This is a genomic window from Synechocystis salina LEGE 00031 (genome assembly GCF_015207985.1).
Taxonomy (GTDB): domain Bacteria; phylum Cyanobacteriota; class Cyanobacteriia; order Cyanobacteriales; family Microcystaceae; genus Synechocystis; species Synechocystis salina.
Genome location: NZ_JADEVV010000048.1, coordinates 16,803 through 32,413, shown reverse-complemented (window position 1 = coordinate 32,413; position 15,611 = coordinate 16,803). Strand labels below are relative to the sequence as shown.

The following is a 15,611-nucleotide window of genomic DNA, read 5'->3' as shown; positions in this document are numbered from 1 at the left end:
AAAAAACGCCTGGCCTTTGTCCCCGTGGGTCGTGTTAACTCAGAAGAATTACTACATTTGATGGCCGATGATGTTAGTCAATTCATCTATGAAGCCCATATTTTTGTCGGTGATCCCACCGTTGAAACCATGAAGGGGCCAGTGGAAAAAGCGAATCAATTAGTCCAAGCCCTGTTTCAACGCTTTGACCTAACAGGAAAATCGCCCCAATCCCAGATCGTTTCCTATGCGATTCCAGCTTGCTTAGTTTCTTTGAATAAAACCTTAACCGGAGGCACGTTAGTAACCTATCCCCTGTCCCCTGGATTACAGATTCCCGATAATGCCTACTGTCTTGGCCCCTATTGGTTAGAGGATTGGCAAGATTACAACGCTGAAGAACAATTTAATTTTTCCCGTTGGAGTGCGCTGCAACACAGTCAGATTCAACAGTTACTCAAACTCCTGTGGGCCATTCAACAGAATCCCGATTTACCCAAAACTCTTAAAACCTCAGCCAAGGAGCTTCATCATTTTTTAAATCGTAATGCTCCCGATGCCGACCATGACGCCCAGGAATACGCGACTTTACAGGCCAATCAATCCCGCCATTTGGCGATCGCCGTTCCCGTGGACTATGGTCAATTCTGGCAGGGGGATAACCGGGATCGGCAAATCTTCATGGAGGAAACCATACTGTGGCGTAACGCCCTTGGACGCTGTCTCACGGATCGGCAACTGGTCATGCCCGTTATTGCAGAATATGACGATTTTCCCTGGGCGGCAGTGGTGGATAAACAAGCGATCTTTCAACTCCAACTCCTCTTTCAAAAACAGTATTTTGTCACTTCCTACGAATTAAATCTTTTAAATCTGATTTTATTGGAAAATGAACCATAGCCAATTGGTAATTCTATGACAAGAATTATTGCCTTTTATAATCAAACTGGCATGGTTGGGGTCTCGTCATAAAAGTTTAATTAAGTGCCTCCTGTGGGGAATGTGAGGGGGTGGTTTAGAGATGTTCGTTAGCTGAGAGCGATCGCCATCCCACTGCGAGATTTGCTTAGCCTAAATTTTTGTGGCTTTTTTGTTGTGACCCTATGTAGCTCAGTCCTTTTTCCTTCAATCATTTATCTTCTGATCCACTCTTTGATATCGCGTCGTCTATCAGTACCTTAACCTTTTTCATCACTTTTTCTAAGTCGCGCTGAATCTTGGAGACCTCTGGACTATCCAAAGCACTCTTGCCCAACTGCCGTTGGAATTTCTCTGCGTGATTCAAGAAAACTGTGGCTTTCTCAAAAAGTGTGACCCTGTTCACATTTTTTTGTACTGGTTCATTCAAGATGCGGGAAATACGTTCACGACTCAATCTAAACACTGTCATCAGTTCCCGATTCAGGGATTTTTGTCCCTGGGTTGGACGACCTCGGATCTTTTGATAACCAGCTTCCTCTAACTTTCGAGCAGCTTCTCGAATTTCTGCCGCCGTATAATTTCGACGTTGGGTATTCTCTTCCACTTCAATTTGCAGGGCATCAACGGGATCGACTTCTGAATCAATCGCCATCACTCTAACGGGAATACCGTCGCTAAAAAGCTCAGCAAATTTTTCAGAGTTCTCACTAGCCAAACGAATTAAAGCCGCTTTGCGATGCCCCCCTGCCAATAGGCGATATTTACAGTCAACAGTTAAGGGAGTGATCAAACCAATGACAGCAATGCTTTCCATCAACTGGTCTAGGTGACTTGGATTGATGGGCCGAGTATCTCCCCTAGCACGATCGCCAATTTGGGCTAGAGGGATTAATTGATTGGCTGATTGTTGTTTTTGCAATGCTTTCTCTGCCGCATTACCATCCTTAGCTCTGGAAATTGCTTTAGTTAAGTCGGGTTTTTTCATGGATTAATTGCCTGCTGGAGCCATTGCCATAATTGCATTATTTCCTGGGAAGCCTTACTTGATTTTGAAAGTTCCGCGACCCCCATCCCCTGAACTGCCGCATTCTGAAAATCAGTACGCAAACGGATGGCGATCGGAGCAATAGGAATCCCCAGTTCCGCTGCCTCCAAATCATGAATTAATTCTGAAGCCTTAGTGTTGGGATGAATATGATTCAGGACAATAGCGGCCGGTTTACCTGTAACTTGAATCGCCGAGAGAGTGGTAGAAACAGAATCTAACTCAAATTGCCCATAGCGGAGGACAACCAATACAAAATCTGAAGCTTTCATCACTTCAATGACACCACCATCCAAAGTTCCAGGAGTGTCAATGAAATTCCATTCAGTTTTGGTAGTCTGAAGATAACTCGCCGCTCGTTTAGCTGCAATGGAAATTACTTGAGGATAAAGTTGAGATCGGCGATCACCCCAATCAGCTAGAGTAGCCTGATCATCACAGTCCAAAACCGTTGCGTTAACGGCAAGCACAGCAAGATTAGAACAAATAGTACTTTTACCTACTCCCCCTTTGCGACTTACAATGGCAATTGTTTTAGTCATAATTTTACGAAGATAATCCTGAAAGGCGATCGTCAAAGTCTATGGGCTCAACTTGAGGTTTTTTCGACTATAGAAAGGTAATCAATTGTTCTTATCAATTGCTCTAAAGCCTCGCTTTCGGTTAGATTTTGATGTTCTGCTCGTTGCTTTATCGCATTGATAACTTTAGGAGTTAAAGTATACCATTTTCTGACTTTGACCTCATCGTATAAAAGAGGTCTGCCCCTAGTTGCCTTAACACCTTTGGGTACTTTTCGATTACCCCGTAAACTTCCCTTTGCAGATTCAGACATAAGACACAGATTTATTCAACATTTGGTTACTTATCAGCCAAGCAACCCTCTATCCTTTTATAAAATGTTCAAAAAGACGAAGGAAGCTAAAAGCCTTACACAGACTAAATTCCTTACTAGGTCTAAGCTTAGCTTATACACAGCTATATCGGATTTTAGACAGTTGGATAAAAATATTCAACATTTTGGGAAAAGAAATCTCAAAACGTTTAGCCAACAAAGCTTTTATAGCTTTTTTACTTTTCCAATATCTCAAAACATAATGGACGCTTCTAATCTTGCCCTGAAAAGTATCCAGTAAATCCTTTTTGATAGACTTAATGGACGTTATGCCCATTAATCAATTTAATAAACACTTATGCGCTTTTTTGGCTATGCCAGGGTATCCACCAGCCAACAATCCCTCGATATTCAAATTGAGGCTCTCAAATCCGCAGGAGTTCAAAAAAACCGTATTTTTTGTGATAAGGCTTCCGGTCGTCAGATGAAGCGAGAAGGACTCGATCTACTCCGACTCAAGGTTGAGGAAGGTGATGTGGTTTTGGTTAAGGCACTGGATCGGTTGGGGCGGGACACTGCAGATATGCTCCAGCTAATCAAGGAGTTTGATGAAATGGGGGTAGGGGTTAAATTCCTCGATGAAGGACTGGATACCAAGGGCACAATGGGACAAATGGTAGTGACTATTTTGGCGGCGGTGGCTCAGGCAGAAAGGCGGCGCATCCTTGAACGTACCAATGAAGGTCGCATTGAAGCTAAAGCCAAAGGAATTAAGTTTGGACGCAAACGCAACATCGATCGTCAAAAGGTTCTGGCATTGAGGAAACAGGGACTCGGAGCAACGGCGATCGCCAACCAGCTCGGTATTTGTCGCTCCAGTGTTTACGTGATTTTCAAGGAAGGGGACGACGCTATAACCCACATTGTCGATTAGAACAGACTGACAAGCTATACTAAGGAAGTAAGAATTCCTTACTTTCTCTATTTCCTCATAAGAACTTACTATCATGCTGGCTAAGTTGACATCAAAAAATCAGTTAACGCTTCCGAAAAGTATTACTCAGAATTTAGGCTCGGTAGAATACTTTGAAGTTACTGTACAAAATGGACAAATCATTCTGACCCCTGTCAGAATCCAGCGGGCTGATGCGGTTAGGGCAAAATTGGCAAGTTTAAATTTAAATGAGGAAGATATTGCAAATGCAGTAACTTGGGCACGTCAACCATGAATACCAAGCCTCGGGTTGTCATTGACACTAATCTTTTAGTTTCAGCCCTAATCTTTGGTGGTCCAATCAGTCAATTACGCAAGATATGGCAGTCAGGAGAATGTACTCCCTTGGCATCTAAAGCAACAATTACTGAGTTGATCCGGGTGCTAGCCTACCCTAAGTTTCAGTTAAGCCAGATGGAACAAGAAGAATTGCTGGCTGATTATTTACCATTTTGCGAAACCGTTCAAATTCCCAATTCCCCTCCAATTATCCCTTCATGTCGAGATCCATTTGATTTGCCTTTTTTAGTATTAGCAATAGTGGGAAAAGCAGATTATCTAATTTCAGGTGATAAGGATTTATTGACACTAGAGGGAGAGATATCTTTTTGTTCAATTGTCACAATAAATCAATTTTTCAATATTTCTACAATATTTTAGACAGAAATTGATTACATAAAGAACTGTAAATCAATCTATATTAAGAGAGTAAAAAATCAAGAAACGAATAAAGAAAGAAAAACCCACCCTATGTACAACCCAAGCAAAATTACTGTTGGAATTCCATGACGGGTATCTTAAGTTATATAATTTGTTGTGATTAAAAGATTAATTTGGATATTTAGAAAAACCAAGTAGGATTAAATTAAATCTGCCTATTGCATATCAATACTGTCGATTAGATCAAATTTAAAAAATACAAAATTGCTGTGTAATCGAACAAAATTAACGATAAATTTTCCTGCGTTCCCAATTAAGACCATAACAACAATAATCATAAGAATAATGTTGATTGTATAAAGCATATCAAATAATAGTAAAATGTATTAAAAATAGAACCATGTTTTCTTTAGCCAACTGATTTGTAATCAGTCGGTCGCAGGTTCAAATCCCGTCACCAGCTTTCCTTGCTAGATAAGGGTTTCGCTCTCTGAATAAGGTTTTCATCCAGCATTTTTTAGGATGATGTACAATGCAAAGATGTCGCCAGATGTCGCCAGATGTCGCCAGATGTCGCGCAAAAACAATCCAAAATTTAATCCAAGGATTTGGAGCTATGATAGAAAAAAATGAGGAGTTGGCAAAAGTTAACCAAAGATTGAAAGCAGCCAAAACCAAGGTGGCAATCGAACAACGGTGTAATCGATTAAATTTGATCGCTACCCTTCCCCCTAAGCCTGGAAGTGGTAAGACCAAGCCTTCCCGACAACGAATTGCCCTGGGGGTTTATGCCAACACCGCAGGATTTAAAATTGCTGAGATTGAGGCTAAGAAGTTGGGTGTTCAGTTAGCAGAAAGAGCCTTTGCCTGGCAACCCCTAGCCGAAAACACGAGTGTGGAAAAGGAGATGATCAACCTTAAAAAGAAAGAAGAGATTAAGGTTATGACAGAAAAAAATGAGCAGTTAGCAAAAGTTAATCAAAGATTGAAAGCGGCCAAGACAAAAGTGACGATTGAACAACGGTGCGAACGCTTAAATTTGATTGCTACCCTTCCTCCTAAACCTGGAAGCGGCAAAAACAAACCTTATCGACAACGAATTGCTCTGGGAGTTTACGCAAACCCCGTCGGATTTAAGGTTGCTGAGACTGAAGCTAAGAAGTTGGGAATTAAGTTGGTAGAAAAAACTTTTGCCTGGCCTCCTCTAGCAGAAAATATGACCGTAGAAAAGGCAATCGCTAAGTTTGAGAAGCAATATTTTACAAAACGAGAAAGAAATGACAAGAGCGAAACAACCTATGACACCAGTTATCACTATTATTTTTCCAAGCTTGACCTCTCAGAGAATATTTCCGAGTCTCTGTTGTTGAATTGCATCCACGCAACCAAACCCAATACTAGATCCAGGGTTCTCTGTTGCTACGCGATGAAAAATCTAGGGGCGATCGCCGACATAAATATAGATATTACTTTGCTTAAAGGAAGTTATTCTCCTAAAGAAGTCAACCCCAGAAATTTACCTTCTGACAGTGAAATTCAAAAATTCGTTGAGTTGATCGATGATCCGGCTTGGCGCTGGGTCTATGGCATGATGGCTACCTTTGGACTTAGAAACCATGAAGTTTTCTTTATCGACCATGAGACTTTAATCAATCAGGGAATCTGCTATGTCTTGGAAGGGAAAACCACATCGGGAAAAGTTTGGCCTCTTTATCCAGAATGGCTTGATTTTTTTAGTTTGCAAAATATCCAAGTGCCAGTGTTTGAACGAAAGACTAATCAGCACCGTGAGTATGGAGCAGCAGTTTCCAACAAGTTTAAGACTATGAAGATTCCATTTACTCCTTATGCACTTCGTCATAGTTGGGCACGAAGGGCAATTGAGATGGGGCTTGATTCAAGGTTAGCTGCTAAGCAAATGCGCCATAGCCATTCTATTCATGTCCAAGTCTATAACGCATGGTTGGATGACTCAATTCATCAAAATGCTTTTAATCTTATTCTTTCTAATCCTAATCGTCCTAAACCTCCTTCTTTGGATATTTAAGGGTTGACCATCGGCTCATGAGCTTACTTTCTACATAACTCTTTTAAAGGGGGTGTGTGACAAGTGACATGGCTAGAGTCCCGCTCAAACCACCGTTCCATAATGGCTAGGGCTGGATCGTCGGGGGGGGGATCTACGAGGGCATAAATCCGTTGCCGTCCTCCATTGATCCGGTATTGTTTCCCTGTCATTTTTAATCCCATTAATCCCAGTAACCTTTGGGCAACGGCGATGGGGGTATCCCTTTCGGGGTTGATGGATTGATTGAGGATGGTCTTAATGTCATGGCGGAACTGACAGATATGCTCAAACCAATCCTGTAAACTCTCCGAGGTGTGGGTGGATCCGTCGAGGAATTGTCCGATATTGATAATTTCCAGGGCTTTTACCTTGGCGCTATAGCAGGCGCTGTTAATGTCGGGGGTGAAGGCATCCCTGGTTTGTTTGGTGAGTTTTCTAACCCGATGGGTATCCCGCTCTGCTAAGAATTCCCGCCCTATGGTCAAGTAATAGCGCAACTGCAATTGACCATATAGTCCTTTGTCATCCTGGGTTACTAGTTCCGGGGTGATGTCATCGGTGAGATACCGTTTGGAGATTGCTGTTTTTTGTTCCGACAATCGTTCCGGTTCACTTTTGGCTCGGGCTTTGGAGATGCGGTTAAATGCTAGATCATCGAGCAGGGGAGCCGCGGCTACCTTTTCGCAGTGCTCTTGATAATTGGCCTCCGTGTAGGCTTTCATTAACTCTCCTATGCTCTGCCCATCGTCGGGGGGGTCAGGGGAGATAATGGTATATCCTTCTCCTTCTAGGCGGCTAAGGATCACATCCTGATATTTTTTAAAGCCGTGGTTATGAATGGCGGCATAGGTTGCCCAGGTGACCATGTGGCGGGGGGAATGGCCATCAAGGTTGGCCATCACGTCAACTTGTCCCAATAGGAGGGAGTTGGCTTGAAAGAGTTTGTGCTGAGACTGGACTAATATTTTGGGAATGGTGGAGCCGTTGCCAATCCTTTGATTGGAATATTCTTTCACCCAGATATGGCGGGGGATATCTTCCCGTACCCGGGCCAAGGATTGACAGACGGCTTCGGCGGTTTGACTGCCGGGGGCAAAACAGAAAACGCGGTGGAAATGCCCTTTAATGTCAATGCTGACTCCGGTTTCTAGGGTGGGACTGGCAATAACAATGTCGTAGAGGGGAAGAACGGTGTTTAGGTTGCCCATGACTCCATAGGCGGGATGTCCGGGTTCTGCCACGGATTCTGCATCAATGCGCAAAATCTTCAGTTTGGGAAATGCTCTCGATAAGATGATTTCTAGGTTAATAGTGCCCCATTTGCTGCTGACTTTTTGTGCTCCGGTGTGGATCATGAGGCGATCTCCGTTTTGGATACATTCCAAGGCATCGGAGAATAATGCCTCTGGTGTGTCATAGAGGAAGGCTTTACGAACACCGGCGGGGTTATATTCGTTGACCAGGACCCAAGGGGCGGACTGGACTGTTAATAGCCTATTGAGGTAATCAAGGCTGATGCGGGTCAGGTCGGCATCACTGAGGATGATTTGCCCAGCGCCATTGAGTAATTCGGTCAGGGTTTCGAGAATGGCGGGGCGATTATGTTGACAGGTGACGGAGTTGAGCAAATGCCAGATGACCTGTTCTGCTTCGTCTAAAATCACCATGGCATCGGGGTAGCGGGCGGGGTCAAAGGCGGGCTTGGCTTTGGGATGTAGGGAATCAACACAGAGCACGTAACCATTGAAGGACTCGGCCCCAAATTCCAATTCCGACCGATAGGGTAATCCAAACCGTTTGGCCAGTTCTTTGGCTAGTTGTTCCCGGTGGGTTAGGACAATGACGGGGATTCCTTCGGCGATCGCCTTTTGTACTCGTTGAGCTAACACCTCGGTTTTTCCTGTTCCTTTGACAGCTTTTATCCCCACTAATCGGGTGATGACCTTGTCTAAGATATCTGGCTCAAGGTAGCGGGAATTGACCTTCTGGGAAATGAGGGGGGTCAGGTCGGTGAATTCACTCAGTTTGTAGGCTTCGAGGCTCTGGCGGGCGGAATAAATGCGGTCTAGGCTGCTTTCTCCGTTGCCAACGATGACATCATCAATGCCTTTGGCTGAGCCAGCCCAGGTCATGACTGTGACTTTGCATCCTTGGAACTCCATCAGTCGCCCTGTGTTGGCGATCGCTTTCCTGACGTTGGTGCGGGTGCTGGGTTTGTTGTCGTTGTCGAAACAGAAGGTAATTTCCCGACTCTGTTGGCAAAATGCCTCAAGTTGAGGGATTAGCTGTTTGTGGACTAATTCAACCCCCTCCTTGTCTTTGGAGCGATAACCGGAATAAATCCCCGGCAAGCCCAGGGCGGCATAGCCATGACTCAGTAAGGAGGCGGTCTTTTTCGCTCCTTCGGTGATGATGACTCGCACGGTGGGGTTATCTTTTACCCACTGCCAGAATGATTGGGCGATCTCTTCGTTGGGGATGTTCTCAAGGTCGGGGCACTTTAATCCGGCTTTCTTGGCAATGTGTCGCCATTGATGGCGGGTGATTTTTAAGCAAAATGCTTCTGTTGCAATCTTGGGGGGGTGCTCATATTTAATGGGCTTCCCGTCTTTGGATAGTCGAGGACGATCTGGTTTGAAACAGCCCCATTGAGAGTCTTCTAGGGTGATGGAATCTAAGCCTGAGCAATACCACCCTCCTTCTTCAAGGTGACGATATTGGGTCAGGATTCCCTGACTTAATCGTCCATCGTTGCGCCGGGGTAGTTGGTCCCCATACAGCAACCATCCATAGCCGTTATCAAGGCTTTGAACGTTAGCCTCGATTATCTCAGGGGAGATGCCGCTATTCTGCCATTCTTGCCGGTGTTGGGGTCTGATTTTCATTACTTTACCCCCCCACAGACTTCAAACCAGGTGGAGTTTTCAGCAAAAAGAGCTTTCGCTGAAATCCGTCTAGTTCCTACACCGTGGGCGTTCCGGTTACTTAATTTCCATGAAACTATCGCCGGGACTCTTGAAAATGTCGTGAAAATTGATAAGATGGTGGTAATCAAAAGACACCTCCTTCCCAAATTTTTTGCGGAACGTGTCTTGAGTGGGTTTTGACAATCCCTTCTTTTAAATACCGATCGCCTGATTGGTTAGCCTTAATATCCTTGGAAACCCCTTCAATGCCGTCCAAAGCGAGAGGGGTTTTCTTGGTTTTAGGTGTTTGTGTGGCGATCGGCGCGAGATAGCGCCGTGTTTCCATGAAATTTCTCCAATAATTTTAGATTGTCAGGTCTGTTAGTTTTCCATTGACCATGGGATAAATAAAAACCAACCTTGGAAAGTCTTCATCTATTTTCTCTGTTTGAATAGCTCTTAAGTACACTAACACGAGAAAATGTCAAGTTTCCATAAAAGTTTCCAAAAAGAGATTTCAATCTCCAATATTGGACTCATGAAGGCTCTTCAGCACTGGGTTTCGGCTCTTTTGGCTTGCGCTCAAATACCTGGATGTTGGGTTGATCGAGGATAAATCCCTTCTCGGTGGCTTCCCCCATGGATCGACGTTCCCTCCGGGGACAGTGAAGCTGCACGCCCCCACCCACATGGGGTAGTTTTCTTTGGCCTGTTCGACTTTCTTAAATACCTTGGGTTTTACCGTAATACTAACCTGGGTGCCGTCACAGTCAATTACGAATGACTTCCAGTTGTTTTCGTTGACCTGCACGTCATCGGCAAACTCGTTGATCTTTATGGTGATCTTTAGCTTGCCAGGGGTTGTCATGGTTCAAAAAGGGGATTTTTCCCGTATTTTCTCCACAGGAGGTATTTCAATTTGCATTCTGTTTAGTAATGGGGTCACTGTGGAAGCGTGGCCAATCGGTCAACTGCTAGTTAAGTTTTGTGACAAAATAAAAGCACCTTTATTGAAAATCGTATAATCTCAGCAATACTTTTTTACGACTAAAATTGTTGATACGGAGGTAGGGCTATGGGTCTGTTTGGGAATCGTCTTTCTGGTCTGCGTACTCAAAGTCAGTCGGTTATGAGTCCTGCAGAAGCTTTTGCTGCTATTACTTTGGTGTCTGTTGGAGTTGATGGATATTTTTCAGATGAAGAAGTCTCCACTTTGATATCTTCACTGACACGAATGCACATGTTTCGTAGTTATTCTGCCGATGTTTTACGCCGGATGTTTGATAAGTTATTGGGAACAGCACAGAGAGAAGGATTTGGAAGTCTACTTCAAACAGCGATCGCCTCTTTGCCCCATGAATTAGGTGAAACAGTCTTTGCTGTTGCTACCGACTTGGTGCTAGCTGATGGAGAGGTCACGCGGGAAGAGGAAAATCTACTGAACTCTTTGTACACTGCATTGGGAATTTCAGAGGCAACTGCTATTAAAATTATTGATGTTATGATGATTAAAAATAGGGGTTAATTTCATAGCTTTAGTTGTTTCGGCTTGCTTCCTTCTGGAACTTCAACTATCGGGAATAAGATATTCCCGGGTGACCAAAGTTCGATACTGCTGGAGTGTAGGTCGTAATATTCAGGATCAGTTGTAACCCTTAGTCCGTACTTCATCCCTGCTTGGGAATAGCGGTATTCTTTGGCCTGCATTACCTGGACTTCAATGCCTGGAGGTAGGAGATCTACCTTATTTAATAAGTGATCAAGGTCATCGAGATCGTATAAGGGAGTAGGTAATAATTCTTCTTCTAGATCTGCTTCAGTAACTTGATCAATATCGAATATATCTTGTTGATTAGTTTCCACTTCAAGTTGTTCCAAAATTTCGTTTTTATTGTTTTCTCGATCATCTTTTGAAGAAAGAACAATTGAAGTAATACGTTGGGATAGGGTAGAAAGAATCGGTTGTAATCTCCCTACATACTGGGTAAATAGATCGATCCGATCTCTCAAGGCAATGTAGACATCAGTTTCAACAGTGTCAGCATAATGGAGATTGACAATGGTTATACCTTGGTCGGCAAAAATCTGTCCCAAGCGGTCAATGCGTCCGATTCGTTGTTCAACCCGCATCGGATTCCAGGGCATGTCGTAGTTGATTAATGCGCCACAGAATTGAAAATTCAGCCCCTCGGCGGCAGCATCGGTACAAAGTAATATTTCGGCTTGCCCAGCCCTGAAAATGCGTTTAGTCTCTTCTCGGGAAATGGATTCCCAGCGATCGCCATTACGTCGTTCGCCCCCTCGGCCGGAAAAGCAAATGATGCGGCTAGCTGGATCGGCTTCAGTTAAGGACTGCCGCAAGAAGTCCATCGTATCTGTGTATTGAGTAAAAATGATGATCTGGGGGTAGCCTATCCCATGCAATTGTTGGATATATCGTCTCAACTCTTGGGCTTTGGTGTCGGTGGGTAATTGCTTAATCTGTTGCAGCAGGGATTCTAAATCGTAGCATTCTTCATTTTTAAGGGCCTCTTGCTCTAGCTGTTGAGCTTCGTCTTCATCGATGGGCTCTTCTGAAACTTCATCGTCGTCTAGGTCTTCCAAGTTCAGTTCAAGTTGACTGGAATGTTTATTATTTAGTTTGTCCAAACGTTGCTCGATGGTACGGGCAAGGGCGGCAAAGCTACTGGCAAGACGGCGGCGATAAATTGTCATCACAAAGCCCACTGCATTTTGCTCGGACTGGGAGGCATTGTTGTAGGTGGTGGAAATATAGTTTTCGATCGCCTCGTATAATTCCCGTTCCGCTGGACTGAGGGTGACAAATTCATCTTTGACATACCGTTGGGCAATGCGACTACTGATCTTTCCGGCTTCGTAATATTTTCTGAGGAGGGTACGGGTATGGCGGGAGATGAGTCTTTGGATAGGGGTATTGCGTTTCATGATGGCGATCGCCATTTTGCGCCGGTCTGTACTCAGAGCTTTGCGGGGAGCTTGGGCCTCATCCAACAGGGCACGAACTACTTTTTTAAGGGCTAAGTTACTGGCCTGGGGGAAGTATTTTTGGAAGTCTTCTAGGGGAGTGGGCCCGAAATGTTGTTCCACTGCCCGGAAGAGTCGGGCCATGTACTCGAATTGGGTATGGGAGGGGTTGTCGTGGGCGGCGTAGTCAAAAAATCGCTGGAAGCTCTGTAGATCCCACTCCGGGGGCAGTCCCAATAGGTTCAATAAGTCCCACACTTCAATGGGGCTAACCTGCATGGGGGTTGCGGTAAGGAGCACTAAACCTTGGGTTTTCCCCTTCAGTTCCTGCATAAGATTGAGCAATTTGTTTGCCCCTTTTGGTTGACTGCCACTGACCCCCCGACGGCGAGCGTGGTGGGCTTCATCCAAAATAATTAGGTCGAATGGTTCGGCATCTTGGGACAATTCCAACCGGCGATCGCCACGGCGCATCAGGTGACTAGAAGTAATTACCAAGGGTTCTTGATGCCAATCCCGACGGGAAACAGGTTTTTGAATGGGTTTGTCTAAGGCCGCCATGGCAGGGGACTCGCACCAGGTTAAGGTCTTACCGTCATAGATGGGAATATTAAGGTTAAATTTTTCCCGTAGCTCTAACTGCCACTGCTTGAGCACAGCTTTGGGAGCCATGATTAAAATCCGTTTGGCCTTGCCTGCAAGCCAGGCTTGTCGGATCAGTAATCCGGCTTGAATGGTTTTCCCTAGTCCAACTTCATCGGCGATTAATAATTTCGGGGGCCAATTATTGTAAAGCCGCTGGAAGGCTTTAATTTGATGGGGATAGGGCTTGATGGCGGAAGTAACTTCCCCAATGCGATCGCCGTTACCGGGTACTGCGGGGCCGTATTTAATGGTGGCCCACACCTGTTTGAAAAGGGCTTGGGGGTCGTAAACTTCTTCGGCTTGCGGGGGTGAATCTGGCCTAGGAACGGTAAGGAGCTGGCCGTCTCCCTTGGCATCTTGAAAGGGTGAAATAAGCTGATCGTCAAAAACCAGTCGTTGGGGGAGTTGACCATTAGGGGGCAAAAAGCGAAGTAGGTTTTCTTGGACGGCGGTGGGAATGTCCACAACTAAGCAGCGTCGTGCCCGTCCGGCCCATAATTCTGCAAAGGTTTTTTCTTCGCTGTCCACATGAACGGAGGAGCCTTGCCAGTCGGTAAAGACGTGAAAACTTTCCCAGTTGCCTGTCCACCCTTGCACAGTCTCATTATTACTGCCGTTGAAGGCTAGGCGATCGTCGTTGGAGTCTTCGATGATGCCCGCTTTGGGATGGAAGATGGACTGGTTGGCGAGGGGGCGATAATCGGGAGTGCAGGGGACAGCTAGCTTGATTTCCAGGTAGTCATGGGCGATGAGCCAGGATAGTAATTCCAGAGCATTGGCTTCGTGGGGAGTCTGGGGTGCCAGGGGGGTTGCCAGTTTGGTTGCCAGGATCTGCTTGAGTTTTTCTCCGGTGGCGATCGCCTCCACTTCGGGTTCATCGAGGGTGCAGCCCACAATGAGGCGCATTTTGCCTTGGTTACGGATTAGCCCTTCGATGCCTCGGCTCACAAGGGTCAAGATGGCTGGGGAAAAATAGCCTGAAACCCTGTCATAGCGGATGGCACATTCGAGGGCGGGTTCGTAAAAGTCTTTGACCAAATTATCTACGTCGGAGTCGTAGCGGGGTTGCCATTGGCGATCTTTCAGGCTAAAAACGTTTGTTTGATCCATGCTTTTAGAAGAGCCCAACGGCCTTGAATTGAGCGGCAGTATTTAAAGTAAGCCTCTCACCCAGGTCTCTCGTCTATCTGCTCCAATGAACAGTTAGCTATGCTTTTAATCAAGATAAAGTGGGGATGTCATAAAGCTGTGTTGTTATTATAATCTCGCGACCTGGATCAGATTCTTTAACAAAAATATATCTAGAATCTTTATGTGGATCATATAAAACAGTTTTTCTATACTCTGAGCGTCCTTCCATGGCGTCATGCATTTTTTGTTTAACACCTGATGAATCTTTAGTTCTATTGAAGATGAGTAAGGCACACTTTGTATCTCTCCACGACAAGTAACCTAACAACTGATTGACAGCATTATTAAATGCTTTTGCGCCACACCAAAATTTACACTCAGCAATAAAAATATTTCTATTTTCAACTCTAATTAAAATGTCTGTTTTACCTGATGCATTAAAAGTTTCACCTGATGCATTACCTTCATAGTGACCATTGAGCTGAAGGAGAAAGTGTGTGCGAATTGCTTCTTCATCTAGAGTAGAAAAAGAAGATGGACTTCTTTCAATAACTAGTGACATTCCCCTCATGACCTCAAGAATATGCTGATATTCTGCTTCATCTAAAGTAGGTTCTAGTTTATATACTTCAGTATTAACTTTTGGTCTACTTTTTGGAGATTTTCGACGTGATGTTGGGACAGTAAAAGTTAAAGGTTTGTTCCTTCGTTTTATGGGTATCTCTAGGGCTGCAACAGCGCCCACCGCAGTTTCAGCCTGGTGTCGTTTAAGCTGAAGTGCTTCTTTAACTCTATCGGGAGCACCTCTATTATGGTTTTCAACATCTGATCTTAGATTTTGTATTGTATTAGCTAACAACTCAATATCACGATTAATCTTAGATTTCAAGTCTAACGAGTTCACTAAATCATCAGTAAAAGAAATACTAAGGACAATCTCATTTTTCCGAACTAAAATTTCTGGATAGCTGCTGAGAGTGTAACAGGATGGTTTAATTTTCCATAGTTCTGGATCTCCTTCATAGGGAACTGCCACATCTAAACGAGTCCCCGGCACTAAAGCTGTCCGTCCAGGAATAATAAATCTTCGAGAATCATTACTTACGTCTATTTGAACCGAAGTTTGTTCTTCAATATAAAGTTCGTCTATAAGCAAAGAAATCGGTTCAATACTTACCTTGTCAATATAAAAATCTTCTAATTCGGTTTGAGATGCTTTAAGTATATATTCATTATTAAGATTCTTGATTTCTTGTACCACTTTTTCGACAACATTTTGAAACACGGTAAAGGTATCAATGTTACTGAAGGGATACATTTTTGTTCCTCTTGAGTCCATTTGAGAGAATCTTAAGTCGTATTATAGCAGTTTTCAATCTAATAAGACACAGTAAAACCCTTGATACATAGTCGTTTGAGTGTTGTAAATAGTACTTACTTCT

Annotated in this window: 14 protein-coding genes; 6 read left to right on the top strand and 8 right to left on the bottom strand. The window is 44.3% G+C overall.

Features of this window, described 5'->3' with window-relative positions:
• Window positions 1–879, top strand: an 879-nt coding sequence (locus IQ217_RS14825) for a hypothetical protein (protein WP_228025769.1), incomplete at its 5' end; no start/stop codon positions are given.
• Between the two features lie 229 nt (window positions 880–1,108).
• Here IQ217_RS14825 and IQ217_RS14820 read toward each other — a convergent pair.
• From IQ217_RS14820 to IQ217_RS14810, 3 genes are read right to left on the bottom strand one after another with little or no spacing between them, the layout of a single operon-like run.
• On the bottom strand, window positions 1,109–1,885 hold the full coding sequence (locus IQ217_RS14820; protein WP_194020544.1) for a ParB/RepB/Spo0J family partition protein: 777 nt from the start codon (window positions 1,883–1,885) through the stop codon (window positions 1,109–1,111).
• Window positions 1,882–2,523 carry a ParA family protein gene (locus tag IQ217_RS14815; protein WP_228024160.1) on the bottom strand — a complete coding sequence of 214 codons (642 nt, stop codon included), beginning with the start codon at window positions 2,521–2,523 and terminating at the stop codon, window positions 1,882–1,884. Before IQ217_RS14815 ends, IQ217_RS14820 begins: the two co-directional genes overlap by 4 nt.
• An 11-nt stretch (window positions 2,524–2,534) precedes the next feature.
• Window positions 2,535–2,780 carry a hypothetical protein gene (locus IQ217_RS14810; protein WP_194020543.1) on the bottom strand — a complete coding sequence of 82 codons (246 nt, stop codon included), beginning with the start codon at window positions 2,778–2,780 and terminating at the stop codon, window positions 2,535–2,537.
• Window positions 2,781–3,138: 358 nt separating this feature from the next.
• Here IQ217_RS14810 and IQ217_RS14805 point away from each other — a divergent pair, with 358 nt between their 5' ends.
• From IQ217_RS14805 to IQ217_RS14790, 4 genes are all read left to right on the top strand, one after another.
• Window positions 3,139–3,714, top strand: a complete 576-nt coding sequence (locus tag IQ217_RS14805; protein ID WP_194020542.1) for a recombinase family protein — start codon at window positions 3,139–3,141, stop codon at window positions 3,712–3,714.
• Window positions 3,715–3,787: 73 nt separating this feature from the next.
• Window positions 3,788–4,009 carry an AbrB/MazE/SpoVT family DNA-binding domain-containing protein gene (locus IQ217_RS14800; protein ID WP_194020541.1) on the top strand — a complete coding sequence of 74 codons (222 nt, stop codon included), beginning with the start codon at window positions 3,788–3,790 and terminating at the stop codon, window positions 4,007–4,009.
• The gene (locus IQ217_RS14795; protein WP_194020540.1) at window positions 4,006–4,434 is read left to right on the top strand and encodes a putative toxin-antitoxin system toxin component, PIN family; all 429 of its coding nucleotides are present in this window, start codon (window positions 4,006–4,008) and stop codon (window positions 4,432–4,434) included. The genes IQ217_RS14800 and IQ217_RS14795 overlap by 4 nt, the downstream gene beginning before the upstream one ends.
• A 532-nt stretch (window positions 4,435–4,966) precedes the next feature.
• Window positions 4,967–6,481, top strand: coding sequence for a site-specific integrase (locus IQ217_RS14790; RefSeq protein ID WP_194074515.1), 1,515 nt, complete (start codon window positions 4,967–4,969; stop codon window positions 6,479–6,481).
• A gap of 23 nt (window positions 6,482–6,504) precedes the next feature.
• On the opposite strand, the gene IQ217_RS14785 is transcribed toward IQ217_RS14790, so the two are convergent.
• The 3 genes from IQ217_RS14785 to IQ217_RS14775 form a co-directional block, all read right to left on the bottom strand.
• A complete protein-coding gene (locus tag IQ217_RS14785) occupies window positions 6,505–9,387 on the bottom strand; it encodes a plasmid replication protein, CyRepA1 family (RefSeq protein WP_194020538.1) in 2,883 nt (960 codons plus the stop codon).
• A 166-nt stretch (window positions 9,388–9,553) separates the two neighbouring features.
• Complete coding sequence (locus IQ217_RS14780; RefSeq protein WP_194020537.1) at window positions 9,554–9,754, bottom strand: hypothetical protein; 201 nt, start codon at window positions 9,752–9,754, stop codon at window positions 9,554–9,556.
• Window positions 9,755–9,925: 171 nt separating this feature from the next.
• Window positions 9,926–10,276 carry a fertility inhibition FinO-like protein gene (locus IQ217_RS14775; RefSeq protein ID WP_228024161.1) on the bottom strand — a complete coding sequence of 117 codons (351 nt, stop codon included), beginning with the start codon at window positions 10,274–10,276 and terminating at the stop codon, window positions 9,926–9,928.
• A gap of 207 nt (window positions 10,277–10,483) precedes the next feature.
• Between IQ217_RS14775 and IQ217_RS14770 the strand changes: the two genes are divergently transcribed.
• Window positions 10,484–10,933, top strand: coding sequence for a tellurite resistance TerB family protein (locus tag IQ217_RS14770; protein WP_194020536.1), 450 nt, complete (start codon window positions 10,484–10,486; stop codon window positions 10,931–10,933).
• A 2-nt stretch (window positions 10,934–10,935) separates the two neighbouring features.
• Here IQ217_RS14770 and IQ217_RS14765 read toward each other — a convergent pair whose 3' ends face one another.
• The gene (locus IQ217_RS14765; protein ID WP_194020535.1) at window positions 10,936–14,148 is read right to left on the bottom strand and encodes an SNF2-related protein; all 3,213 of its coding nucleotides are present in this window, start codon (window positions 14,146–14,148) and stop codon (window positions 10,936–10,938) included.
• A 109-nt stretch (window positions 14,149–14,257) separates the two neighbouring features.
• On the bottom strand, window positions 14,258–15,454 hold the full coding sequence (locus IQ217_RS14760) for a hypothetical protein (protein ID WP_228024162.1): 1,197 nt from the start codon (window positions 15,452–15,454) through the stop codon (window positions 14,258–14,260).
• Window positions 15,455–15,611: the final 157 nt, after the last annotated feature.

What these genes read in the sequence shown, in the direction of transcription:
- IQ217_RS14810 (WP_194020543.1), bottom strand. Translation starts at nt 2,780, where the DNA reads ATGTCTGAATCTGCAAAGGGAAGTTTACGGGGTAATCGAAAAGTACCC.
- IQ217_RS14805 (WP_194020542.1), top strand. Translation starts at nt 3,139, where the DNA reads ATGCGCTTTTTTGGCTATGCCAGGGTATCCACCAGCCAACAATCCCTC.
- IQ217_RS14795 (WP_194020540.1), top strand. Translation starts at nt 4,006, where the DNA reads ATGAATACCAAGCCTCGGGTTGTCATTGACACTAATCTTTTAGTTTCA.
- IQ217_RS14785 (WP_194020538.1), bottom strand. Translation starts at nt 9,387, where the DNA reads ATGAAAATCAGACCCCAACACCGGCAAGAATGGCAGAATAGCGGCATC.
- IQ217_RS14790 (WP_194074515.1), top strand. Translation starts at nt 4,967, where the DNA reads ATGCAAAGATGTCGCCAGATGTCGCCAGATGTCGCCAGATGTCGCGCA.
- IQ217_RS14765 (WP_194020535.1), bottom strand. Translation starts at nt 14,148, where the DNA reads ATGGATCAAACAAACGTTTTTAGCCTGAAAGATCGCCAATGGCAACCC.
- IQ217_RS14770 (WP_194020536.1), top strand. Translation starts at nt 10,484, where the DNA reads ATGGGTCTGTTTGGGAATCGTCTTTCTGGTCTGCGTACTCAAAGTCAG.
- IQ217_RS14820 (WP_194020544.1), bottom strand. Translation starts at nt 1,885, where the DNA reads ATGAAAAAACCCGACTTAACTAAAGCAATTTCCAGAGCTAAGGATGGT.
- IQ217_RS14800 (WP_194020541.1), top strand. Translation starts at nt 3,788, where the DNA reads ATGCTGGCTAAGTTGACATCAAAAAATCAGTTAACGCTTCCGAAAAGT.
- IQ217_RS14780 (WP_194020537.1), bottom strand. Translation starts at nt 9,754, where the DNA reads ATGGAAACACGGCGCTATCTCGCGCCGATCGCCACACAAACACCTAAA.
- IQ217_RS14775 (WP_228024161.1), bottom strand. Translation starts at nt 10,276, where the DNA reads ATGACAACCCCTGGCAAGCTAAAGATCACCATAAAGATCAACGAGTTT.